We start from the raw sequence: 24176 nt of genomic DNA, 5'->3' as shown, positions 1-24176 counted from the left end.
CATCGTCGCGCGGTCGAGGCTCGGCGAACCAGCGGAAATCGGACACCGCCGAGGACGCGCCGGTGACCTTCACCACGACACGCCGGTGCACCCGGTGGCCGAGGCCGGGCTAGCCGCGTGGTCGGGCAAACATGTCGTACCCACGTGCCTAGAATCGCTAGGCCAACCCCCGCCGACTCAATGGGAGGAAGGACCGTCTTGGCTCCGTCCGGATCGTTCGTTCACCTGCACAACCACACCGAGTACTCGATGCTCGATGGAGCGGCGAAGATCTCGCCGCTGTTCGCGGAGGCGGACCGGTTGGGCATGACCGCGGTCGGCATGACCGACCACGGCAACATGTACGGCGCCTCGGAGTTCTACAACTCGGCCAAGAAGGCGGGCATCAAGCCGATCATCGGCATCGAGGCCTACATCGCGCCCGGCTCGCGTTTCGACACCAAGCGAGTGAAGTGGGGTGACCCCGGCCAGAAAGGCGACGACGTCTCCGGCTCGGGTGCCTACACCCACATGACCATGGTCGCCGAGAACGCGACGGGCCTGCGCAACCTGTTCAAGCTGTCGAGCCTGGCCTCGATCGAGGGCCAGCTGGGCAAGTGGGCGCGCATGGACGAGGAGATCATCGCCCAGCACGCCGAGGGCATCATCGCCACGACGGGCTGCCCGTCGGGCGAGGTGCAGACCCGCCTGCGCCTCGGTCACGATCGCGAAGCGCTCGAAGCCGCCGCGAAGTGGCAGGAGATCTTCGGCGCCGACAACTTCTTCCTCGAGGTGATGGACCACGGTCTGTCGATCGAACGCCGGGTCCGCGAGGGCCTGATCGACATCAGCAAGCAGCTCGGTATTCCGCCGATCGCCACCAACGACTGCCATTACGTCACCAAGGACCAGTCGGTCAACCATGAAGCGCTGCTGTGCATTCAGACCGGCAAGACGCTGTCGGACCCGACCCGGTTCAAGTTCGACGGTGACGGCTACTACCTCAAGTCCGCCGCGGAGATGCGCGCCATCTGGGATGCCGAAGTCCCCGGCGCGTGCGACAACACCGAGCTCATCGGCGAGCGCGTACAGCCCTACGACGAGGTCTGGGAACACCGCGACCGGATGCCCGTCTTCCCGGTGCCCGAGGGTCACACCCAGGCCACCTGGCTGCGCAAGGAAGTTTTCGACGGTCTCGATCGCCGTTTCCCCGACGGCCCGTCGCAGGAGTACATGGCGCGCGCGGACTTCGAACTCGGCGTCATCTGCGAAATGGGTTTCCCCGCCTACTTCCTCGTCGTCGGTGACCTGATCAAGCACGCGCTCGAGGTCGGCATCCGGGTCGGCCCGGGCCGTGGTTCGGCCGCGGGTTCGCTGGTCGCCTACGCGATGGGCATCACCAATATCGACCCCATCCCGCACGGGCTGCTGTTCGAGCGATTCCTCAACCCCGAGCGCGTGTCGATGCCCGATATCGATATCGACTTCGATGATCGCCGCCGCGGTGAGATGGTCCGCTACGCCACCGAGAAGTGGGGCAGCGACCGCGTCGCCCAGGTGATCACCTTCGGCACCATCAAGACCAAGGCCGCGATCAAGGACTCCGCGCGAGTGCTGTTCGGCCAGCCCGGTTTCGCTATCGCCGACCAGATCACCAAGGCGCTGCCGCCGCCGATCATGGCCAAGGACATCTCGGTCGCCGGGATCACCGATCCTGATCACGAGCGGTACAAGGAAGCCACCGAGGTCCGCGAACTCATCTCGAGCAACCCCGATGTCGCCAAGATCTACGAAACCGCACGCGGTCTGGAAGGCCTGATCCGCAACGCGGGCGTGCACGCCTGCGCGGTCATCATGTCCTCGGAACCGCTCACCGACGCGATCCCGGTGTGGAAGCGCGCCCAGGACGGCGCGATCATCACCGGCTGGGACTACCCGTCGTGTGAGGCCATCGGCCTGTTGAAGATGGACTTCCTCGGCCTGCGCAACCTCACCGTCATCGGTGACGCCCTGGAGAACATCAAGGCCAACCGCGGCATCGACCTGGACATGGACAACCTGCCGCTCGACGACCCGGCCACCTACGAACTGCTCGCCCGCGGCGATACCCTCGGCGTTTTCCAGCTCGACGGCAGCGCCATGCGCGACCTGCTGCGCCGCATGCAGCCCACCGGCTTCGGCGATATCGTCGCCGTCCTCGCGCTGTACCGCCCCGGTCCGATGGGCATGAACGCCCACAACGACTACGCCGACCGCAAGAACAACCGGCAAGAAGTCAAACCGATCCACCCCGAGCTCGAAGAGCCGCTGAAAGAGATCCTGGCCGATACCTTCGGCCTGATCGTCTATCAGGAACAGATCATGCAGATCGCCCAGAAGGTGGCCGGATACTCGCTCGGCCAAGCCGATATCCTGCGCCGCGCCATGGGTAAGAAGAAGCTGTCGGTCCTGGAAGAGGCCTACGCGGGCTTCCGCGACGGCATGCTCGCCAACGACTTCTCCGAACCCGCCATCAAAGCGCTGTGGGACACGATTCTCCCGTTCGCCGGGTACGCGTTCAACAAATCGCACGCCGCCGGCTACGGTCTCGTCTCCTTCTGGACCGCCTACCTCAAGGCCAACTACCCCGCCGAGTACATGGCGGGCCTGCTCACCTCCGTCGGCGACGACAAGGACAAGGCCGCCATCTACCTGTCGGACTGCCGCAAGATGGGCATCACGGTGCTGCCGCCCGATGTCAACGAATCGGAGCTGAACTTCGCCTCCGTCGGCACCGACATCCGCTTCGGCCTCGGCGCGGTCCGCAACGTCGGCACCAACGTGGTCGGCTCGATCATCTCCGCGCGCAAGGAGAAGTCGAAGTTCACCGACTTCTCCGACTACCTGAACAAGATCGACGCCATCGCCTGCTCCAAGAAGGTCACCGAATCCCTGATCAAGGCAGGCGGTTTCGATTCACTCGGGCACCCACGCAAGGGCCTGCTGCTGATCCATTCCGATGCGATCGACGCGGTGATGTCGACCAAGAAGGCCGAGGCGATCGGCCAATTCGACCTGTTCGGCGGCCTCGACGACGGCGACGACTCGATGGCGTCGGTGTTCAACGTCAAAGTGCCCGAGGACGAATGGGAGACCAAGCACAAGCTCGCGCTGGAACGAGAGATGCTGGGCCTGTACGTGTCCGGGCATCCGCTCAACGGCGTCGAGCACGTGCTGGCAGCCCAGGTCGACACCCCCATCCCGGCCATCCTGGAAGGCGACGTCAAGGACGGCGCGCAGGTGACGATCGGTGGCATCCTCGCCTCGGTGAACCGGCGGATCAACAAGAACGGCCTGGCCTGGGCGTCGGCCCAGCTCGAAGACCTCACCGGTGGCGTGGAGGTGCTGTTCTTCCCGCAGTCGTACTCGGTGTACGGCATGGATGTGGTCGAAGACGCCGTGGTGCTGGTGAAGGCCCGCGTTTCGGTGCGTGACGACCGCATCTCGCTGATCGCCAACGACCTCGTCGTGCCCGACCTCTCGGCCATCGGTGTGGCCAAGCCGGTGGCGGTGGTCATGACGACCCGGATGTGTACCCCCGACAAGCTCGGCGAGCTCAAGAAGGTCCTGTCCCGCCACCAGGGCACCTCCGACGTGTTCATCCGCCACGTCGGCGCCCGCGAGAAGACCACCATGCTCAAGCTCGACGACGCCTGGCGGGTCTCCCCGTCCTCGGCGCTGATGGGTGACCTGAAGGCACTGCTCGGCCCCGGCTGCCTCGGCTGATCCTGTGGCACCGGTCCCCGTGACCGGTGCCGGATCACACCGCGGCACCGACACTCTTGTGACGGGTGGAGATGGCCGCCCCGCGAACGAGGAGCTAGCGTCGGCAGACGTGACGTCCGCGCCGCTGCTCGACTCGCCACCACGATCGGGGGACTCGTCGCGCCCGGTGCGGTGGCCGATGTCCGGGCGGACGGTGCTGCTCGTCGCCGTGACGCTGATCGTGGCGCAGCTGGTACTGCGCGGCTGGGTGGCCGGAATCGGGTTCTTCTACTGGGACGATTTTCTGCTGATCGGGCGGGTGAGCAGTCAGCCGGTGCTGTCGACCGAGGTGCTGTTCACCAGTCACGACGGGCACGTGATGCCGCTGGCGTTCGTGCTGACCTGGCTGATCACCGAGGTGGCCCCGCTGAACTGGGCGGTGGCGGCGGTAGTGCTCGTCGGGCTGCAGCTGCTCGCCTCGCTGGCCGTGTTGCGCCTGGTCGTCGTGGTGGTCGGCGTGCGGGCGCGAATGCTGGGACCGCTGGCGTTCTTCCTCTTCGTGCCGTTCACGGTGCCCGCGTTCGCTTGGTGGTCGGCGGCGGTGAACGCGCTGCCGTTGCAGATCGCGCTGGCCTGGGTGAGTGCCGACGCGGTGCGCCTGGTGCGGACCGGGCGGCGTGGGTACGCGGTGTCGGGCGCTGTGGTGTTCGCGGTGGCGCTGCTGTTCTTCGAGAAATCGGTGGTCGTGCTGCCGGTGGCGGTCGCCGTCGCGGTGCTCGTCGCCCACGTCTCGGGAGAGTCGGCGCGGGTGGCGCTGCGCCGGGGCGCCGCGCTGTGGACGGCGGCGGGTGCGGTGTTGCTGGCATGGTCGGCGTGCTTCCTGCTCGTCATCCAGCGCCCTCGCGGCCTCTCCGCTCCCGAACATCCGGGATCCCTCTGGAGCCGAGCTCTGTCGGACGGGCTGGTGCCCGCGCTGTTCGGCGGTCCGTGGCGCTGGGAACGCTGGCAACCCGCCACCCCATGGGCTGATCCGCCGGGACCGCTGGTCGCGCTGAGCTGGCTGCTGCTGATCGTATTCGCGGCGTGGACGATTCGCACCCACCACCGGGTGGTCGCGGTCTGGGCGTGCACCGCCGGCTACGCGGTCCTCACCATCGCACCCGTCGTGCTCCTGCGCGACGGCCCGAGCACCGCGGGTCTGCTGCTCCAATCCCTGCGCTACTTCGCCGATTTCGCCGTCGTGGCCACGTTCGCGCTGGCGCTGATCGCCCTGGCGCCCCGTCGGCACCCGTCGCATTCGAGGAATGGATCGAACACATTCGCACGACAAGAGGACGCCCACTCGGCACAGGCAAGCTCTGGCGGCGGGTCGGTTCCGATCGAGGCCGGGCGTGCCGGTCGAGCACGGCAGATAGCGGGCATCGCGGCGACCGTGCTGTTCCTCGCGAGCAGCGTGTACTCGACGATCACTTTCGCCCGATCATGGGAACCGAGCCCGGCCCGCACCTACGTCACCGGCGTGCGAGCCTCGCTCCCCGACGCCGCCGACGCACCACTGCTGCCACAGGAAGTTCCGTGGAATGTGTTGAACCCCTTGGCTTTCCCTGAGAACATGACCGATCGTGTCCTCGCCCCGATCGCGACATCCACCACCTTCTCCCTCGCGACCGCGCGCCTGCGCATGATCACCGACGAAGGCGCCGTCGTCGACGCGCAGGTCTGGTGGAACCGCGCCATCGTCGAGGGCCCCGAACCTCGTTGCGGCCACCGCGTGCGCGGCACAACCGGCGTCAACCTCGCACTCGACGGCCCCATGCAGATCCGCGACTGGACCGCTCAGCTGAATTACCACGCCGAACGCGACGGCCGGATCGCCTTGTCCTTCGAAGGCGAGACCGAGACGATCGCCGACGTGCGCGCGGGCCTGAACACCGTCTACGTACGGCTGCTCGGTGGTGGCGACACCTTGCGGATCAGATCCCTCGACGAGCGGCAGTCGCTGTGTATCGGTGCCGGGCCGGTGGGGGTCACCGCACACGCGCGGTGAATCGTTGACCGAGCACGTCGGCGCGGGGCATGCGATGCTGGGCCGATGAGGCAGTTTCGGGTGTGGGCACCGGAGGCGGGAGCGGTGCGGCTGCAACTGGACGGGGTCGAGCATCCGATGCGACGAAACGGCGGCGGTAACTGGTCGGTGCGCGTCGACGCAGGTCAGGGGGCACGCTACGGCTTCTTGATCGACGACGACCCGACGGTGCTGCCCGACCCGCGCTCGCCCCGCCAACCCGACGGCGTGCACGAGACCTCGGCGGTCCACGACCTGGACCCGGCGGCCTGGACCGATCAGAACTGGACCGGCCGACCCCTGGCAGGCTCGGTGTTCTACGAACTGCACATCGGCACTTTCACGCCCGAGGGCACCTTCGACGCGGCGATCGCGCGCCTGGACCACCTCGTCACCCTCGGTGTCACCACCGTCGAACTCATGCCGGTGAACGCCTTCGACGGCTCCCGCAACTGGGGTTACGACGGTGTCCTCTGGTACGCGGTGCAGGAGAGCTACGGTGGCCCCGACGGGCTGCAACGGTTCGTCGACGCCTGCCACGCCCGCGGTCTGGCCGTCTGCCTCGACGTGGTCTACAACCATCTCGGACCCTGCGGCAACTACCTGCCACGCTTCGGCCCCTACCTCTCCACCGGTCGCAACACCTGGGGTCAGAGCCTCAACCTCGACGGCCCCGGCTCGGACGCGGTTCGCGCCTACATCATCGACAACGCCGTGCGCTGGCTGCGCGACTTCCACCTCGACGCACTGCGCATCGATGCCGTGCACGCCCTCGTCGACCGCACCGCCACCCACCTGCTCGACGAGCTCACCGTCGAAACCACCGCGCTGGCGGCGCATCTGGGCCGCCCACTCAGCTTGATCGCCGAGAGCGACCTCAACGATCCCCGCCTGATCACCCCGCGCGCGGCGGGCGGCTACGGGCTGACCGGCCAGTGGAACGACGACCTGCACCACGCTGTGCACACGGCCGTCTCCGGCGAAAGGCAGGGCTACTACGCCGATTTCGGTTCGCTGGCCTGTCTCATGCAGACGCTCACCCACGGGTTCTTCCACGCCGCGACGTATTGCAGTTTCCGCGGTCGTACCCACGGTGCCCCGCTCCCGCGCGACCTCGTTCCCGGCAGCGCCCTGCTCGGCTACACCTGCAACCACGATCAAATCGGCAACCGGGCGATCGGTGACCGCCCCAGCGCCTACCTCACCCCTGGCCAACTCGCGGTGAAGGCGGCGCTGGTGCTGCTCTCGGCTAGCACCCCGATGCTGTTCATGGGGGAGGAGTGGGGTGCGCGCACCCCGTTCCAGTTCTTCACCTCCCATACCGACCCGGTCGTCGCCGCCGCTACCGCCGCCGGTCGCCGCGCCGAGTTCGCCGAGCACGGCTGGTCCACCGAGGCGGTGCCCGACCCGCAGGACCCGGCTACGTTCACCCGCTCCACCCTCGACTGGAACGAGGTCGGTCGCGAGCCGCACGCCCGTGTGCTGGCCTGCTACCGCGGCCTGCTCGCCCTGCGCAAATCCCGGCCCGAGTTCACCGATCCCTGGCTGGATCGAGTGTGGGCCGACTATGACGAAGCACAGCGTTGGTTCGTCCTGCGTCGTGGTCGAATCTCGGTGGTGTGCAACCTGGCCGAGGACGAAGTGGTCATCCCGGTACACGGCCGCGTACTGCTCGCCTGGTCTCCGGCCGCCGAAAGCGGTGCGGGAACACTCATTTCGGGTCACAGTTTCGCCGTGCTCGAAGAAGTCGACGCAGCCTCCACGGTGGTCACCGAATGATGACGAAGGGGCACGAGTCGGCCACAGTCGCCGAACACGGCGTTGCCGAATGGACATAACGCCGTATAGTCGGATGATGAGCAACGACGCTTACGGGCAGGAAAGCGCTGCCCTCCCGGCCGGTGTGCGAGGTCACGCCCCGGCTGGATTCGGTCCGCTGGTGCGCGCTTTCGCCACCTTGATCGGCCATCGCCGCGACGCGGGCGGCGCACTGGCGGTCTATCGGCACGGTGAACCACTCGCCCATTTCTGGATCGGCAGCGCGGGTGACCGGCCGTGGACCGCGGATACCGGGGCGATCGTGTTCTCCGCGACCAAGGGCGTCACCGCCACCGTGATCCATCGGCTCGCCGATCGCGGACTGATCGACTACCAGGCGCCGGTCGCCGAATACTGGCCGCGGTTCGCCGCGCACGGCAAGGGCTCGATCACCGTCGCCGACGTGCTCACCCACCGTGCCGGACTGTCCTCGCTGTCGGCGGTCGCGACCACCGCCGGCGAAGCCCTCGATCACGAACTGATGGAGGACCGGCTCGCGCTGGCCGCCCCCGACCGGATGCTCGGCATCCCCACCTACCACGCCCTCACCTACGGCTGGCTGCTCGCGGGCCTGGCCAGAGGCGTGACCGGTCGGAGCATGAGTGAGCTGATCCGCAGCGAGGTCACCGATCCGCTCGGCATCGACGGCATCCACCTCGGACGTCCCGCGGCGGACTCGTCGACCGAATACGCCCGGTTGGCGGGCGCGCACATGAGCTTCGCCGCGCACCCGATCGCCGCGGGCCTGCTCGCGAAGGTCGGATTCCGGCTGCCCGGACCGCTCGGTGCGGCCGCTCGCTGCCTGTTCGTGCCCGGCCTCGACGGCATCCTCGACGGTGACGACCCGACGATCCTGAACACCGAGATGCCCGCGGGCAACGGTGTCGCCACGGCGGCCGGGCTCGCGAAGATGTACGCCGCGCTGGCCGACGGCGTCAGCCTCGACGGCACGCCGTTCCTGCGGCCGAGCACCCACGCCGCGATCCGCCGGATCCAGACCTACCGGCTCGACCACGCGCTGTTCTACCTACCGATGATGTGGCACCTGGGCTACCACTCGCTGCCCGTCCCCGGCGCACGGAACGGTTTCGGCCACATCGGACTCGGCGGATCGTTCGGCTGGGTAGACCCGCAGTCGGGGTTGTCGGTGGCCTACGTCCACAACCGTCTCGACCAGATTCTGCTGCCCTACGACCAACTCGCCATGGGCTGGCTACTGCCGCTGGTCCTGTCGAGCGTGCGCGCGAGTCGCGAATCCGGACCCCGCGAGAACCGCGCGGCGGCCTAGGACGCAGACGCGACAGCGACCTGTGCTGCGCGAGCTGCGCGTAACCACCGCGCGGCGCGGCGCTATGTCAGGTAGCGATAGGCCGGGGAACCCGGTTCCAGGCGTTCTGCCTGGATCGGGGACTCCTCGATGCGGTGCATCAGCGAGGCCAAATTGTCGGTGGCGCCCAGTTCGATGCCGACCAGCGCCGCGCCGGTATCCCGGTTGTTGCGCTTGACGTATTCGAACATGGTGATGTCGTCGTCGGGGCCGAGGACATCGTCGAGGAAGCGGCGCAGCGCACCGGGTTCCTGTGGGAAGTCGACCAGGAAGTAGTGCTTGAGACCGCGGTGCACGAGCGAGCGCTCGATGATCTCGCCGTAGCGCGAGACATCGTTGTTGCCCCCCGACACCAGCACCACCACCGTGCTGGCGGGTTCGATATCGATCTCGGCCAATGCCGCGGTGGCCAGCGCGCCCGCGGGCTCGGCGATGATGCCTTCGCTCTGGTAGAGGTCGAGCATCGCCGTGCAGATGGCGCCCTCATCGACCAGCATCACCCGGAAAGGTGCTGTGCCGGTGGAGGATTCGGGTGTGGTGAGCAGCGGCAGCGAGGCATGCGAGACCATGCGGCCGCCGAACGAGGCCGCTGCCCGGTAAGGCAGTTCGCCGATGCGGCGCACGGCGGCGCCGTCGACGAACGGGTCGATCTCGGGCAGCGTCACCGGTGCGCCGGCGACCAGCGCTGCCGTGAGCGAGGCAGCGCCCGCGGGTTCGACGGCGAGCAGACCGGTGTGCGGGGCGCGTTCGCGCAGGTAGGTGCCGATGCCGGCCAGGCAGCCGCCACCGCCGACCGGGACGATCACCAGGTCGGGCGCGGTGCCGAGCTGCTCGAGGAACTCCGCGGCGATGGTGCCCTGACCCGCGGCGGTGCGCGGGTCGTCGAACGGCGGCACCATGGTGGTGCCGGTGCGGGCCACATCGTCGGCGGCGGCCGCGGCGGCCGCGTCGTAGGTCTCCCCGACCGCGATCAACTCGACGAACTCGCCGCCGTGCACTCGGATGCGGTCACGCTTCTGCTTGGGGGTGGTGGTCGGCACATAGATGCGCCCGCGCACACCCATCGCCTGGCAGGCGAAGGCCACGCCCTGCGCGTGGTTGCCGGCGCTGGCGGTCACCACCCCGGCCGCGCGCTCGGCGGCGGTGAGCTGCACCATCAGGTTGTAGGCGCCGCGCAGCTTGTAGGAACGGACCGCGGTCAGGTCTTCGCGCTTGAGGTATACCTGCGCACCGGTGCTCGCCGACAGTCGCGCGCTGTACTGCAGCGGAGTCGGCTCGATGATGTCGGAAATTCGCTTGGCGGCGGCGTCGATCTCGTCCGCGGTGAGCGGCGGACGGATTACGGACACTTCGGCGACGTCAGCGATAGGGGACACCCGCACAATGCTACCGAGACGGTTCGCGCGCTCGGCGAGCGGAACCACCCGCCGTGACGGTCACGGCGAGTGGGCTCGGACCTGCGACTTCAGCGCGGGGTGAGGACGAAGACCGGGATCACGCGATCGGTCTTCTTGGTGTACTCCTCGTAGTCGGGCCACACGGCGACCGCGCGCTCCCACCACAGCGCTCGCTCGTCGCCGACGACCTCGCGCGCGGTGTAGTCCTTGGTGGTGGTGCCGTCGCGCAGCTCCACGTGCGGATCGGCCTTGATGTTGTGGTACCAGACAGGGTGCTTCGGCGCCCCGCCCAGCGACGCGACGACGGCGTATTCACCGTCGTGCTCGACCCGCATCAGCGGCGTCTTGCGCAGCTTGCCGGTCTTGGCGCCCTTGGTGGTGAGCAGGATGACGGGTTTGCCTTGCAGTGAAGCGCCCTCGGTACCGCCGGATTTCTCGTAGGTCTCGGCCTGTTCGCGCGCCCAGTCCGAAGTGCTCGGTGCGTACTCTCCTGTCAGTGGCATGACCTACACAACGAGTCGGCGCCGGGTGATGTTCCCGACAGCGCACCGCACAGAAGTTCGGTAGCCCGAACTTCGATGTGCGTCTATCCTGGTCTGCATGGCAGTGCTCACCTCATCGGCAGCATCCGCGACCGTCGACATCGCGGGTAGCGATTGGCCGGTCTACAAGCTCGAGGCGCTGGTCGCCGCCCTCGTGGTCGGTGCGCTGTTGCTGCTGGTGGTCGGGTCACCGCAGGTCGCCGTGCTGGTCGCCGCCGCGGTCGCCGCGCTGCGCTGGACCATCGGCGCCACCCGCACCGCGTCACGCACCTGAGCTGCCGCGCGGCGACGATGTCGGTGCGCCGAGTGCCGCGTCAGCCTGGTCCGGGCGCGCAGGTCTCGGTTCCGGGTTCCTGAGCTACTCCGCGAGGTCGAGTGCGCTCAACTCCCCACGTGAGAGCACGCCCAGCTTCGGATACGCCTTGTACAGGTGATGGCCGACCGTGCGGTGGCTCAGGAACAGCCGTGCCGCGATCTCCCGATTCGACAAGCCCTGCGCCGCCAGCCGTACGATCTGCGACTCCTGCGGGGTGAGCAGGCTCAGCGGGCCCTCGCTCGCGCGCGCACCGGTGCCGACGCCCAGTGCGCCCAGTTCGGTGCGCGCGCGGGCGCTCCACGGTGCCGCGTCGAGCCGATCGAACAGGTCCATCGCCTGCTCCAGCTGGGCCCGCGCGTCGACCTTGCGTTTGTCGCGGCGCAGCCATTCGCCGTAGAGCAGGCGAGTACGTGCCTCGTCGAACGGACGGTTGGCGGCGAGCGCGGCCACGAAGTGCGGCTCGGCGTCGGGCCCCACGGCCAGCAACGCACGTCCGCGGGCCGCCAGCGCGGCGATCCACTCCTGCCCTGCCCGCTGCGACCAGTGGGCGAGCCGATCCAGTGCGTCGGTCGCGCGGTCCGGCGCGCCGAGGCGAACCGCCACTTCGATCTGATCGGGGAGTGTGCGCAGCCCGATGACATGGTGTCGAGCCGGTTCGATCGTCATATGCGCGAGCTCTGCCTGCGCCTGTTCGAGCCTGCCCTCTCCGAGTGCGAGCAGTGCCGTGGCCGCGTGCGCCCACGACGCACCGACCGCGCTCGTCCCCCCGAACTCCTCGGACACCGCACGGTCGGCATGGTCGCGGCACGAGGCCGAATCACCGTGCAGCGCGGCAAGATAGGCCAGATACGCGTGGATCTGACTGACCCACTGCGCCTGCCCGATATCGTGTGCGATTCGCAACCCCTCCTCGGCCGCGATGCGACTCTCCCGCGGCCGCCCCCCGAACAACAACCCCTCGGAGCGGAAGAACAACAGCGGAGCCAGCAGCCCGATCCGCCCCTGCTCCCGGCATTCGGCGATCAACTCACCGGCCAACTCCTCGACCTGCTCGTCTTGTCCGACAACCAAGCCGCTGCCACACAACTGCACGAGGTCGGCGGGACTGTCGGCCCCGCCGGTCCGGGCGGCGGCAGCCGCATCCCGCAGGTCAGCGACCCGCTGACCCGCCACCGACCCGGTCAGATACCGCACGATCGGTGTCGCGGGGTCGTCCTCGACCAGCCGCAGCGTCGCCAGTACGGTGGCGACCTCGTCGAGCTCGTCGAGGCCGAGGTACCACGCGGTGTGTACGGCCTTGGTCAGAATCCGGGCAGCGCGACGGGGATCCGTCGCACGCGCTGCGACGGCCGCCGACATCAGCCGCCGATGCGCGGAACCCGGTTTGCCACCGGCGAAGTCGGCCTGCGCGCGCACCAAGTCCAGCCGCGGTGCGAACTCGGTCCACGAGTCCGACCCCACCGCGCCGTCGACGAGCTGGATCGCGCTGGACAGGGACGCGGCACGGTCGGCCAGTCGCTCCGCCCGGTCGTGCAGGCCCGCATCGGTCGCGGTCTCGGCGGCGAGGACGAGTCTGCGCACGCGGGCGGCCTCGTCGGTGCTCAGCGCGGCCGCGCGATCGTAGGCGGCGACCGCGCCGTGGAGGCCGTGCCGACGCCGGGCGCGGTCGGCGGTGTGTTCCAGCGCGGTCGCGGTGATTTCGTCGGGGCCGGTCGCGGCGCACGCGAGATGCCACGCGCGCAGGTCGGCGGCGGCGTCGTCGACGAGCGCGCCGGCGAGGGCGCGGTGCGCGGCGAGGCGGTCGGTGAGCGCTGAGCCCTGATAGATCGCCGACCGCAGCAGCGGATGACGCCAGGTCAGCGCCCGGCCGTCGGTGGCGACCATGCCCGCGTCCTGCGCGGGTTGCAGGTCTGGCAGCGCGGCACCGAGCGTGGCCGCGGCACGCAGTACCGGCGCCAGGTCCGCGGAGCCCGCCGCCGCGGCCACCAGGAGCACGGTTCTGGTGGCGGCAGGCAATCGGGTGACCCGGCCGTGGAATGCCAGTTGCAACCGCTGTGTCAACGGCAGCGGGCTCGTCTGGTCGACATTGCCCTCGTCGATGACGGACGGAAGTTCCAGCAGCGCCAGCGGATTGCCGCCCGACTCGGCGAGCAGTCGATACCGCACGGCCGGACTCAACGGGGTGGTACCGGCGTCGAGCAGTGCCGCCGCCGCATCGGGACGCAATCCCGAAAGTGCGAGTTCCGCCAGCCCTGGGGCGGGGAAATCCTGCGGCCCCGAACGGGTCGCGAACAGCATCACCACCCCCTCCGCGTCGAGCCTGCGTGCCGCGAACAGCAGGGCTTCGGCGGTGGCCGGGTCCAGCCAGTGGGCGTCGTCGATCACGCACAGCAGCGGCCCCTGCGCCGCCTCCTCGGCGAGCAGAGTCAGCACCGCCAGCCCGATCAGCATCCGGTCGGCGGGAGCGCCGTCGCCCAGCCCGAACGCCGCCTCGAGTGCGTCGCGCTGCCGCGACGGCAGTTGCCGCACCAGTTCCATGCCGGGCCGGACCAGCAGATGCAGTGCCGCGAAGGGCAATTCGGCCTCGGATTCGATGCCCGCACTGCGCACGGTCGCAATGCCTTGCGCTGCTGCGTAATCCAGCAGCGCGGTCTTCCCGATCCCGGCCTCACCGCGCAGCACCAGGGCCCCGCTACGGCCCGCGCGAGCTGCGCTGAGCAGGTCATCGATCCTGGCCTGTTCGGCATCGCGTCCGTGCAGCATGGGCTCCACCGTATCGCCGTACCGGCATCGCCAGTAGTCGCGACGGAGAAAGTACCTATAGGCGACTGATTCGACCGACCCCGCTCGCGCCATAACGTTGTACCCATCGCAGCAACATCCAGCGAAACACCAGCTCAAAGCCTATTTCGGAGGTCGAGATGAACACCGTCGTCGCGCAGTACCTGGAAGCATGGAACACCCGCGAGCCCGCCGCCCGCCGCTCCGCCGTCGCCCGGCTGTTCACCCCGGATGCCCGCTACGTCGACCCGTTGGTCGCGGTCACCGGCCACGCCGAACTCGAAGCCGCCATCGCCGGTGTCCAGGCTCAGTTCCCCGACTGGACCTTCACCCTGGCCGGCCCCGTCGACGCCCACCACGACCAGGTCCGCTTCACCTGGGGCCTCGGTCCCGCCGACGCCCCCGCCGTCGTGATCGGCTTCGACGTCGCCATCCTCACCGACGGCCGCATCGACAGCGTCTACGGCTTTCTCGACCAGGTCCCCGCCACCACGTAACCCGTTCACAGCCAAGGAGATTCGCCATGACCACCACCGCCACGTCCCGTCTGTCCGCGCTGCTCGCCTCCGGCGAGAACCTGCTCCGTGTGTCGTTGCGCCTCGACGCGGTCGTCACCACCGCCAACGGCCTCGCCTACCTGCTGCTGGCCCAACCCCTGGAGGGTCTACTCGGCCTCGACGCCACGGTCGGCCTCGCGATCGGCGCCTTTCTCACTGCCTACGGCATCGGCGTCGCGATCGTCGGTCGCCCGGCACGCACCAACCGTGCCGCGGCATCGGCGGTGGCGATCGGCAATGGCGCCTGGGTCGTGGCCAGTCTCGCCGCCTTGGCGACTGGAGCTCTCGGGCTCACCGTGGTGGGGGCGGTGTGGGCGGTGATGCAGTCGGTGACCGTCGGCGGATTCGCCGCCTTGCAGTATCTCGGCCTGCGCCGCAGCCGCTGACCCCACACCAAGGACCGACGCACGCCGCGTCGGTCCTTCGTGCGGGAGCATCCGGTGTTCAGCGCACCAGCAGTGCCACCGGCAGCCGGGTGAACAGCTTGTCCAACCGGGCGCTGCCGGAGAACGTGTTGCCGGTCAGGCGATCGGTCCAATTCCCCTGCGGCAGAGGCAAGGTGGTGTCCAGCCAACCCGTCGCGGCGAGTCCTACCGAATGCCGGGTCGCCGCCACGATCACCTCCGGCGCCTCACCCGCGGGCCCCCGACCGTAGGCGACCAACCGATGCGCGTGCTCACCGATGGCATACAGCGGCCGGTACATTCCACCCACGAAGCACTCCGGCCGCTCCCGGCGCAGCCACAGCGCATAGGCCACCACCCACATCTTCGCGGCCCCGGTCGTATCCAGTGTCGGTGTGTCGGTCAGTGATTGGAGCATGCCGACCCGGGTGGCGAAGTTGACCGGGCGCCGGTTGTCGGGGTCGACGAGCGTGTCCTCCCACAGTTCGGTGCCCTGATAGATATCGGGAATTCCCGGCGCGCCCAACTGCAAGAGCTTCTGCGCCACCGCATCCGACCAAGCGTGCGGTGCGAGCTCATGGGCCAGGTCGCCGATCCCGGTACCGACCGGCCCGTCGATCACCGCGTCGAGCCACCCGTGCACGGCCGACTCGAACTGCGCGTCCGGCTCCTCCCACGAGGTCTTCGTGCCCGCCTCGCGAATCGACTTCTCCGCGAACATGTGCAGCCGATCCCGCAGGCCCGGCACGGACGAGGCCGGTCGCCCGTCGGCGGGCCACACCCCGAACATGTTCTGCAACAGGAACAAAGCCGTCGCCCCGTCCGGAGCGGGTGTTGTCTCGAGCCACCCTCGAACCCGCTGCGACCAGACACCGGCGACCTGCGACAGCACCCCGATCCGGGCGCGCACATCCTCACCGCGCTTGGTGTCGTGGGTCGAGATCGTCGTCATGGTCGCGGGCCAGCGCTGCGCGCGTTCACTGTTGGACAGGTGGAAGTCGTTGACGGAATGGCCGAACCGCGCCGGATTGCCACCCACCTCCTGCAGCGACACCAGCCGCGCGCCCTGGTAGAACATGGTGTCCTCGACCGACTTGGCGGTGATCGCCCCGCACACCTGCGAGAACCTGGTCGCCGCTTCACCACCCACCGACAGCGCCGTCACCAGCACGGAAAGTGGCGCGGTCAGTTCGGCATTGCGCTTCTCCACCTCGGCCACGACCGCGGCCGTCATTCCGGCCAGCGGCGCGTAGTCCACCCGGTACACCGGCATGAAGGCCAGCACCTCGATGGTCGCGTTGCTCACCGCGAGGGTGTCGAAGCTGCCCGCATTGCCGTCACGCTTGATCGCGGCGACCAAGCGCCGGATCTCCGGCGCCAGAATGGTTTCGGCGACCGCCCGTTTGATGCGATGCTCGGTCTCGCCGAACCACGCCCGGTCGCTGCCGTGCCCCGCGACGTGCTGGGACAGTTCGGTCAACGTCGCCTCACCGGCGGGATCGATCAGCACGCCCCCGATATCGGCCAGCGCGTCGTAGCCGGTGGTTCCGTCGACCGGCAACGTCGCGTCCAAGGGCTCGCGGTTGGCGAGGATCTTCTCGACCAGAAGGAGCCGCTGGGGCCCGATCAGTCTGCGCAGCCGGGTCAGATACGCGCTCGGATGGGACAGCCCGTCCGGGTGGTCGACCCGAACACCATCGATCAGATCGTGTTCACACCAGGCTGCCAGCTCGCGATGCGTGGCCTCGAAGACCTCCGGGTTCTCCTGCCGGATCGCGGCCAGACTGTTCACCGCGAAGAACCGTCGATACGTGCAGACCCCGGCCTTCCAGCTCACCAGCCGGTAGTGCTGGCGGTCGTGGATGCGCAGCGCGTTGTCGCCGTCGGTGCCCGCCGCGATCGGGAAGCGAAGCTCGTGCAGCGCCAGCATCGGCTCCGCCCCCGACCGGTCGACGGTCAGCGCGGCCGGGTCGTTCTCGTTCTGCAGGACCGGCAACGCCAGCCGTCCTCCCGCGCCGTTGCCCGAGCTCCAGTCGATATCGAAATATTTGGCGTACTGCGACTTCTGGCCGTTGCGCAGCACGTCCCACCACCACGGATTCTGCCGAGGATCGGCGACACCCACATGGTTGGGCACCATGTCGACGATCAACCCCATTCCCCGGCTGCGCACCTCGTCCGAGAGCGCCTTGAGCCCCGTCGGCCCGCCGAGCGCGGCCGAGACGGTGGTCGGATCGGTGACGTCGTAACCGTGGGTCGAGCCGTGCGTCGCGGTCAGGATCGGCGACAGGTACAGGTGCGAGATCCCCAGCTGCTGGAGGTATTCGGCGATGGCGCGCGCGTCGGCGAACGTGAGCGCGTCGGGGCGCAACTGCAACCGGTAGGTGCTGCGCACCGTGCCCGCCCGCACGGGCGCGCGATGCAGCATGGTCAACGGGTCGGTCACAAAGGTCTCGGTCATGGGTCTCGCTCGGCGGCTAGGCGGTTCGGCGCAATACGAGCAGGCAGCGGCTGGCCACCGGCAGCGTCGCGGCGGCGGTGTACACCGCGTCGGCCGCGCCGGTGGGGGTCGAACAATCCAGGGCGAGCGACCATTGCGCACCGAACTCCGGTCCGGGCAGCACGAAATCGATCGCTTCGTCGTGCGCATTGAAGCACAGCAGGAACGAGTCGTCGGTGACGCGTTCACCACGAGGACCCGGTTCGGCGATGCCGTCACCGTCGAGAAGCACGGCCAGTGACTTGCCGAAGCCGCTGTCCCAGTCGTCGTCGGTCATCTCGGTGCCCGCGGGCGCGAACCAGGCGATCTCGCGCCGGTGGCCCTGGTCGTCGCTCGGCCCGGCGGCCAGGAAGCGGCGGCGCCGGAAGATCGGATGCTCGGTGCGCAAGGCGATCACGGTCCGGGTGAAGTCGAGCAGGTCGGCATTGGTCCGCGCCAGCGACCAGTCCATCCACGCCAGCGGCGAATCCTGGCAGTACACATTGTTGTTGCCGAGCTGGGTGCGCCCGATCTCGTCACCGTGGGCGAGCATCGGCGTGCCCTGGCTCAGGATCAACGTGGCCAGCAGATTGCGTTGCTGCCGAGCACGCAGCGCGAGGACCCGGGGATCATCGGTCTCGCCTTCCACACCGCAGTTCCACGACCGATTGTGGCTCTCGCCGTCGCGATTACCCTCGCCGTTGGCATCATTGTGTTTCTCGTTGTAGGACACCAGATCTCGCAGCGTGAACCCGTCGTGCGCGGTGACGAAGTTGATGCTGGCGCCCGGGCGACGGCCCGTCGACTCGTACAGATCCGACGACCCCGTGAGTCGAGAGGCGAACTCGCCCAACGTCGCAGGCTCCCCCCGCCAGTAGTCACGCACCGTATCCCGGTATTTGCCGTTCCACTCGGTCCACAGACTGGGGAAGTTGCCGACCTGATAGCCGCCCTCGCCGACGTCCCACGGTTCGGCGATGAGCTTGACCTGGCTCACCACCGGGTCCTGGTGCACGAGATCGAAGAACGCGGAAAGCCGGTCCACGTCGTGCAATTCGCGCGCCAGCGTCGCGGCGAGGTCGAAGCGGAACCCGTCGACGTGCATGTCCAGAATCCAGTACCGCAGCGAATCCATGATCAGCTGCAGTGTGTGCGGATGCCGGACATTGAGGCTGTTGCCGGTGCCGGTGTAGTCCTTGTAGTGCTCGGGGGCGGTCTCGTCGAGCCGGTAATAGGCGGCATTGTCGATTCCACGCAGGCTCAGGACGGGCCCGAAGTGGTTGCCCTCGCCGGTGTGGTTGTAGACGACGTCGAGAATCACCTCGATGTCCTCGGCATGCATCGCACGCACCATCGCCTTGAACTCGGCGACCGCGCCGTCGCCGCGCTGCCGGGACGAATACTGATTGTGCGGCGCGAGGTAGCCGATGCTGTTGTAGCCCCAGTAGTTGCGCAATCCCTGATCGGTCAGCACATGATCGTGGAAGAACTGGTGCACCGGCATCAGCTCGATCGCGGTGACCCCCAACGACTTCAGATGGCCGATGATCGCCGGATGCGCCAAGCCCGCGTAGGTGCCGCGCAGATCCTCCGGGATGTCCGGGTGCGTCATCGTCAGGCCCTTGACGTGCGCCTCGTAGATCACCGTCTCGTGATAGGGCCGGTTCGGGGGGCGGTCGGGACCCCAATCGAAGAACGGGTTGATCACCACCCCGATCATCGTGTGGCCCAGCGAGTCCAGCCCGTAGGTATAGAGCGAGGGGTCGTTGACGAACTCGCCGTCGAACGCCTTCCCGTACGGGTCGAGCAGCAGTTTGCTGGCATCGCAGCGCAATCCGAGTTCCGGATCGTAGGGGCCGTGGATGCGAAAGCCGTAGCGCTGTCCCGGTGTCACGGAGGGCAGATAGGCGTGCCAGACATAACCGTCGACTTCGTCGAGCCCCACGCGGGTCTCGGAGCCGTCCTTGGCGATCAGGCAGAGCTCGACCTTCGTCGCGACTTCGGAGAACACCGAGAAGTTCGTGCCCCCGCCGTCGTAGGTCGCGCCGAGCGGATACGCGCTGCCCGGCCACACCTCGGGTCGGTCGTTCGAGCTCGACATGCTACGACAGTAATGGAACCCCGCGTGCCACCGCGCACGATGTGACTGGGCGCTCGCTCCCGCGGTTCAGCCGGGTGTGGCCGCGAGCAACCGCCGGGCATAGCCGGTGCGGCGCGCGAGCCCGGCCAATCCACCGAAGATCCACCGCTGCAACACCGCGGGCGGACCGGCGAGATAGCCGTCCTGGTATTCCCACAGCAGCCCGAGGGCGAGCGGATTGCGGGGCAGTCTGCTCGCTGTGGTCCTGTTCGCATTGTCGAGACCGCTCCAGAACTCGAACATCGCCCAGTGCCGCAGCGGCGGACGGATCACATGGTCCATCACGGTGTCGTGCGCTTCGTTCCAGAACTCGTGCACCGCGCGCGGGGGAGCGGTCACCGTCGCGCCCGGCCCGGCGACGGATTCCGCTCCGTCGACCCGAAACCGCACCTGACCGCTGCGAATGGTCCAGGTTTCGCTGATCTCGGGATGCCAGTGTGGGCCCGCTTGCCTGCCGATGTGGGGCAGCACGTGTTCGAGGCGCAGATAGGCGCCCTGCTCGTCGGCGCCGCGGTCGACGAGCGTGACCCGATGACCGTTGCGGAAGGTGAGGACGGAACCGATGTCAGCCATTGTCCAGATATAAAGGTAACCTTCCTATTATGTCAATGGTCGAACGGTCCTCTTTGTTGAAGCTGCTGGTGCAGGCGGCCGACGCTTACGAGCGCGCGCTGAACCCGTTGCTCCGCGCGGAGCTCGGAACCGATCTGCGTCCCGCGCACTACGCGGTATTCCGATACCTGGCCCCGGAGGGATCCCGGGTCACCGCACTGGCCGAGTCCGCCGGCATGACCCAGCAGTCGATGGGGGAGTTGGTCACGCACCTGGAGAAGTGCGGATATGTGGAGCGCACGGCCGATCCCGCGGACGGGCGTGCGCGGCTGGTCGTCACCACCGCGGCCGGGCGAGAGACGGTGGCGCTGGCCGGGCGGCACATCCAGCAGATCGAACAGGTGATCGCCGCCGAGCTCGGCACGGATTCGCTCGCCGTGGTCCGCGACGCACTCGCGCGGCTGCCCACCGCGATCGCGAATCACTCCGACAGCCGGTCCGCCGGCGGCGGCAAGTGATAACTTGAACAGCGTTCAAGGCTGTCGTCTCGGCGGCCCCGGGCGACGACGAGGAAACCTGTGGACCTGAGCCCCGAGCAGATCACCGCCCTCGATGCCGAACACGTCTGGCATCCCTACGGCGGCTTCCCCGCGACGACCGAGCCCCTGGTGGTGGCGAGTGCGGCAGGCACGCGACTCACGCTCGCCGACGGCCGCGAACTCGTCGACGGGATGAGCTCCTGGTGGGCGGCCGTGCACGGCTACTGCCACCCCGTCTTGGACGCGGCGCTGCTCGCGCAGTCGCAGCGGATGAGTCACGTGATGTTCGGGGGGCTCACCCACGAACCGGCCGCCCGGCTGGCCCGGTTGCTGGTCGAACTCACGCCCGCCGGTCTGGACAAGGTCTTCCTCTGTGACTCCGGCTCGGTCTCGGTCGAGGTCGCGACGAAAATGTGTCTGCAGTACTGGCGCAGCGTCGGCCGCCCGGCGAAGAACCGGCTGTTCACCTGGCGTGGGGGGTACCACGGCGACACCTTCACGCCCATGAGCGTCTGCGACCCTGACGGCGGCATGCACTCGCTGTGGACCGACGTCCTCACCGAGCAGGTCTTCGCGCCCGCGCCGCCGCGAGATTTCGAACCCGATTACGTCGCCGAACTCGAACGCGCGGTCGCCAACCATCGCGACGAGCTGGCGGCGGTGATCGTCGAACCGGTCGTGCAGGGGGCCGGCGGTATGCGCTGGCACGACCCGCGCTACCTCACCGAACTGCGCCGGATCTGCGACGACAACGACGTACTGCTCGTGTTCGACGAGATCGCCACCGGGTTCGGCCGCACCGGAGAGCTGTTCGCCGCCGACCACGCCGGCGTCACACCGGACGTGATGTGCGTCGGCAAAGCCCTGACCGGCGGCTATCTCACCCTGGCGGCGGCACTGTGCACCGCGCGGATCGCCGAAACGATCAGTGCGGCGCACGGCGGGCTGATGCACGGGCCGACCTTCATGGGCAATCCCCTGGCCTGCGCCGTGGCGGTCGCCTCGATCGAGTTGCTGTGCTCGCGGGACTGGCGGGGTGAAGTGGCCCGGATCGAGTCCGAGCTGCGGACAGGACTCGCGCCGCTGGCCGAGTTGCCCGGCGTCGTCGAGGTGCGCGTGCTCGGAGCGATCGGCGTCGTCGAACTCGCCGGACCTGTCGATATGCGCGCCGCGACCGATGCCGCCGTCGACGCGGGCGCCTGGCTACGCCCGTTCCGCAACCTCGTCTACACGATGCCCCCGTTCATCAGCACCACCGCCGACATCGCCACCATCACGGACGCCGTGCGGGCGGCGGTGAAGGTGTCGGTCGCCTGAACCTCGAAGCTGATCGGCACCGGGCCGCATTGCCAGCGTCACCCGGTGGGAGCTGACCTCCTGAACGGTGTTCAAGTATGCTGCTCAACTGTGAGTACGGATCCGTTGAGCTGGTTGGACGAGCGTGCGGCCGAACGGGTCGACGCCGGGCTACGCAGGCACTTGCGTGTGCGCGTCGCCGAGTCGCCCGCGATCGACCTGGCCTCCAACGACTACTTGGGCCTGCACCGGCACCCCGAAGTCGTCGAGGGTGCGATCGCGGCGGTGCGCCGGTGGGGAGCGGGGGCCACAGGTTCGCGACTGGTCACCGGAACCACCACCGAGCACGCGCTCCTCGAAGCCGAACTGGCCGAATTCGTCGGTGCCGAAACAGGATTGGTCTTCGCCACCGGCTACGCCGCCAACCTGGGTGTGGTCACCGCGCTGGCAGGCCGCGGCACCCTCGTGGTCTCCGACGCGGGCTCGCACGCCTCGCTGGTCGACGCGTGCAGGCTCTCCCGCGCCCGGGTCGCGATCGCGGCGCACCGCGATGTCGCCGCGGTCGAACGACTGCTCGCCGACCGGACCGAAGAGCGCGCGCTGGTCCTCACCGATTCGGTCTTCAGTGCCGACGGCGACCTCGCGCCACTGGCCGATCTGCATCGCGTCACCCGGGCCAACGGCGCCATTCTGATCGTCGACGAAGCCCATGGGCTCGGTGTGCGCGGCACGGGCGGGCGCGGACTCGTGCACGAGATGGGCTTGGCCGGGGAACCCGACCTCGTCGTCACCGCGACCCTGTCGAAGGCATTCGCCGCCCAGGGCGGGGTCGTCCTGGCCGATGCCAGGATCCGCGCCCACCTCATCGACGCCGCCCGCACCTTCATCTTCGACACCGGCCTCGCTCCCGCCGCCGTCGGCGCGGCCCGCGCCGCGCTGACATTGCTTCGACGAGACCCCTCGATGGCCACCCGCGTCCTCGACCGCGCCGCCGACATCGCGCGGATCGCCGGAGTGGCCGAGCCCGACTCCGCGGTGGTCTCGGTAGTTCTGGGCGAAGCCCAGATCGCCTTCGACGCCGCCCAGGCCTGTCGCGCCCGCGGCCTCGACGTCGGCTGCTTCCGCCCGCCCTCGGTCCCTGAAGGCACCTCGCGGCTGCGCCTCACCGCCCGTGCCGACCTCACCTCCGCCGAACTCGAGACGATCGCCGACGTCCTCGGCGATGTGCTCGCATCGGCCCGCGGCAAGGAATCGGTGACGGCATGACTGTCCTGCTGATCAGCGGCACCTCGACCGATGTCGGCAAAACCGTCGTCACCGCGGCACTGGCCGCCGCCGCACAGGCCGCGGGCCGCACCGTCGCGGTCTGCAAACCCGCCCAGACCGGCATCGCCCCCGGCGAACCCGGCGATCTCGCCGAAGTCACCCGTCTGACCGGGGTGACCCGCACCCTCGAGCTCGCCCGCTACCCCGAACCGCTCGCCCCCGATACCGCCGCGCGACGCGCGGGTATGCCGCTGCTGACGTTGAGCGACACGGTCGCCGGCGTCGATTCGCTCGCCGATGCCGACCTGGTGCTGGTCGAAGGTGCGGGCGGGCTGCTGGTGCGGATGGGGGAGTTCACCCTGCTCGACCTCGCCCACAAGCTGGGCGCCCCCGTCTTGATCGTCGCCGCTGCCGGGCTCGGCACCCTCAATCACAGCGAACTCACCACCCGCACGCTCGCCGCGGACGGCGTCCCGTGCGCAGGTTTGGTCATCGGCTCGTGGCCGACCGACCCCGACCTCGCCGCTCTGTGCAATCGCGACGACCTCCCGAGAGTCACGCAGACCCCCGTAGTGGGCACGATTCCGGCAGGCGCGGGGCAGTGGGATCGCCATCGCTTCACCGCGGCCGCACCGAGCTGGTTCACCGCCGGGCTGCCGCGTGGAAACCACCCTTGACCAGCCGATTTGACTTCGTGTTTGTCGGCACGTAACTTTATTCCAGTCAGAGCGACACGGACACCGACTCAGCCGCCCAGCGGCCGGGACACGAGGTAGTACGATGAGCGCCTGACTGACTGCGTGTTCAGAGGAACTCGGTTCGGATTTGCTTCCGGCCGGTTGTCTGAGCTAAGTTGGAACCCTTGCCTCACCGAAACCTCTACGAGAAGTTGTGGGTAGAAGTGTGTGCGTGTGTTCTTTGAGAACTCAATAGTGTGTCGATGAATGTCAGTGCCAATAATTATTATTGGTTCC

17 protein-coding genes are annotated in these 24176 nt (G+C 68.5%); 11 read left to right on the top strand and 6 right to left on the bottom strand.

Annotation, left to right across the window (positions count from 1 at the left end; translation table 11 throughout):
• The first annotated feature begins 198 nt into the window (after positions 1–198).
• From dnaE to ACFWUR_RS23765, 4 genes are all read left to right on the top strand, one after another.
• Positions 199–3744, top strand: coding sequence for a DNA polymerase III subunit alpha (gene dnaE / locus ACFWUR_RS23780; RefSeq protein ID WP_378909678.1), 3546 nt, complete (start codon positions 199–201; stop codon positions 3742–3744).
• A 109-nt stretch (positions 3745–3853) separates the two neighbouring features.
• Positions 3854–5770 carry a hypothetical protein gene (locus tag ACFWUR_RS23775; RefSeq protein ID WP_378909676.1) on the top strand — a complete coding sequence of 639 codons (1917 nt, stop codon included), beginning with the start codon at positions 3854–3856 and terminating at the stop codon, positions 5768–5770.
• A 45-nt stretch (positions 5771–5815) separates the two neighbouring features.
• Positions 5816–7567 carry a malto-oligosyltrehalose trehalohydrolase gene (treZ, locus tag ACFWUR_RS23770; RefSeq protein ID WP_378909675.1) on the top strand — a complete coding sequence of 584 codons (1752 nt, stop codon included), beginning with the start codon at positions 5816–5818 and terminating at the stop codon, positions 7565–7567.
• Between the two features lie 76 nt (positions 7568–7643).
• On the top strand, positions 7644–8894 hold the full coding sequence (locus ACFWUR_RS23765; protein ID WP_378909673.1) for a serine hydrolase domain-containing protein: 1251 nt from the start codon (positions 7644–7646) through the stop codon (positions 8892–8894).
• Positions 8895–8956: 62 nt separating this feature from the next.
• On the opposite strand, the gene ilvA is transcribed toward ACFWUR_RS23765, so the two are convergent.
• Complete coding sequence (gene ilvA / locus ACFWUR_RS23760) at positions 8957–10309, bottom strand: threonine ammonia-lyase IlvA (protein ID WP_378909672.1); 1353 nt, start codon at positions 10307–10309, stop codon at positions 8957–8959.
• A gap of 89 nt (positions 10310–10398) precedes the next feature.
• Entirely contained in the window at positions 10399–10833 is a 435-nt protein-coding gene (locus ACFWUR_RS23755; protein WP_378909670.1) for a nitroreductase family deazaflavin-dependent oxidoreductase, read from the bottom strand.
• 97 nt (positions 10834–10930) lie between these two features.
• Between ACFWUR_RS23755 and ACFWUR_RS23750 the strand changes: the two genes are divergently transcribed.
• Entirely contained in the window at positions 10931–11146 is a 216-nt protein-coding gene (locus tag ACFWUR_RS23750; protein ID WP_378909668.1) for a hypothetical protein, read from the top strand.
• 84 nt (positions 11147–11230) lie between these two features.
• Here the strand turns inward: ACFWUR_RS23750 and ACFWUR_RS23745 are convergent, their stop codons facing one another.
• Positions 11231–13951 (bottom strand): ATP-binding protein, encoded by a 2721-nt coding sequence (locus ACFWUR_RS23745; protein ID WP_378909667.1) that lies wholly within the window; start codon positions 13949–13951, stop codon positions 11231–11233.
• A 158-nt stretch (positions 13952–14109) separates the two neighbouring features.
• On the opposite strand from ACFWUR_RS23745, the gene ACFWUR_RS23740 reads away from it, so the two are divergent.
• The gene (locus ACFWUR_RS23740) at positions 14110–14466 is read left to right on the top strand and encodes a nuclear transport factor 2 family protein (protein WP_378909666.1); all 357 of its coding nucleotides are present in this window, start codon (positions 14110–14112) and stop codon (positions 14464–14466) included.
• Between the two features lie 26 nt (positions 14467–14492).
• The gene (locus ACFWUR_RS23735; RefSeq protein WP_378909664.1) at positions 14493–14912 is read left to right on the top strand and encodes a hypothetical protein; all 420 of its coding nucleotides are present in this window, start codon (positions 14493–14495) and stop codon (positions 14910–14912) included.
• 58 nt (positions 14913–14970) lie between these two features.
• Here the strand turns inward: ACFWUR_RS23735 and treY are convergent, their stop codons facing one another.
• From treY to ACFWUR_RS23720, 3 genes are all read right to left on the bottom strand, one after another.
• Positions 14971–17358, bottom strand: coding sequence for a malto-oligosyltrehalose synthase (treY, locus tag ACFWUR_RS23730; protein ID WP_378909803.1), 2388 nt, complete (start codon positions 17356–17358; stop codon positions 14971–14973).
• Positions 17359–17407: 49 nt separating this feature from the next.
• Positions 17408–19510 (bottom strand): glycogen debranching protein GlgX, encoded by a 2103-nt coding sequence (glgX, locus tag ACFWUR_RS23725; protein WP_378909663.1) that lies wholly within the window; start codon positions 19508–19510, stop codon positions 17408–17410.
• A 66-nt stretch (positions 19511–19576) separates the two neighbouring features.
• Positions 19577–20122, bottom strand: a complete 546-nt coding sequence (locus ACFWUR_RS23720) for a cupin domain-containing protein (protein WP_378909662.1) — start codon at positions 20120–20122, stop codon at positions 19577–19579.
• Positions 20123–20151: 29 nt separating this feature from the next.
• On the opposite strand from ACFWUR_RS23720, the gene ACFWUR_RS23715 reads away from it, so the two are divergent.
• From ACFWUR_RS23715 to bioD, 4 genes are all read left to right on the top strand, one after another.
• Complete coding sequence (locus ACFWUR_RS23715) at positions 20152–20619, top strand: MarR family winged helix-turn-helix transcriptional regulator (RefSeq protein WP_378909661.1); 468 nt, start codon at positions 20152–20154, stop codon at positions 20617–20619.
• A 60-nt stretch (positions 20620–20679) separates the two neighbouring features.
• Positions 20680–21957, top strand: a complete 1278-nt coding sequence (locus ACFWUR_RS23710; protein WP_378909659.1) for an adenosylmethionine--8-amino-7-oxononanoate transaminase — start codon at positions 20680–20682, stop codon at positions 21955–21957.
• A 90-nt stretch (positions 21958–22047) separates the two neighbouring features.
• The gene (locus ACFWUR_RS23705; protein WP_378909658.1) at positions 22048–23202 is read left to right on the top strand and encodes an 8-amino-7-oxononanoate synthase; all 1155 of its coding nucleotides are present in this window, start codon (positions 22048–22050) and stop codon (positions 23200–23202) included.
• Positions 23199–23879, top strand: coding sequence for a dethiobiotin synthase (bioD, locus tag ACFWUR_RS23700; RefSeq protein ID WP_378909657.1), 681 nt, complete (start codon positions 23199–23201; stop codon positions 23877–23879). The genes ACFWUR_RS23705 and bioD overlap by 4 nt, the downstream gene beginning before the upstream one ends.
• The last annotated feature ends 297 nt before the right edge of the window (positions 23880–24176 follow it).

It is taken from the genome of Nocardia sp. NPDC058633 (assembly GCF_042717045.1).
GTDB lineage: Bacteria > Actinomycetota > Actinomycetes > Mycobacteriales > Mycobacteriaceae > Nocardia.
The sequence above is the reverse complement of the archived record's forward strand: the minus strand, read 5'-3'. Positions and strand labels throughout refer to the sequence as shown.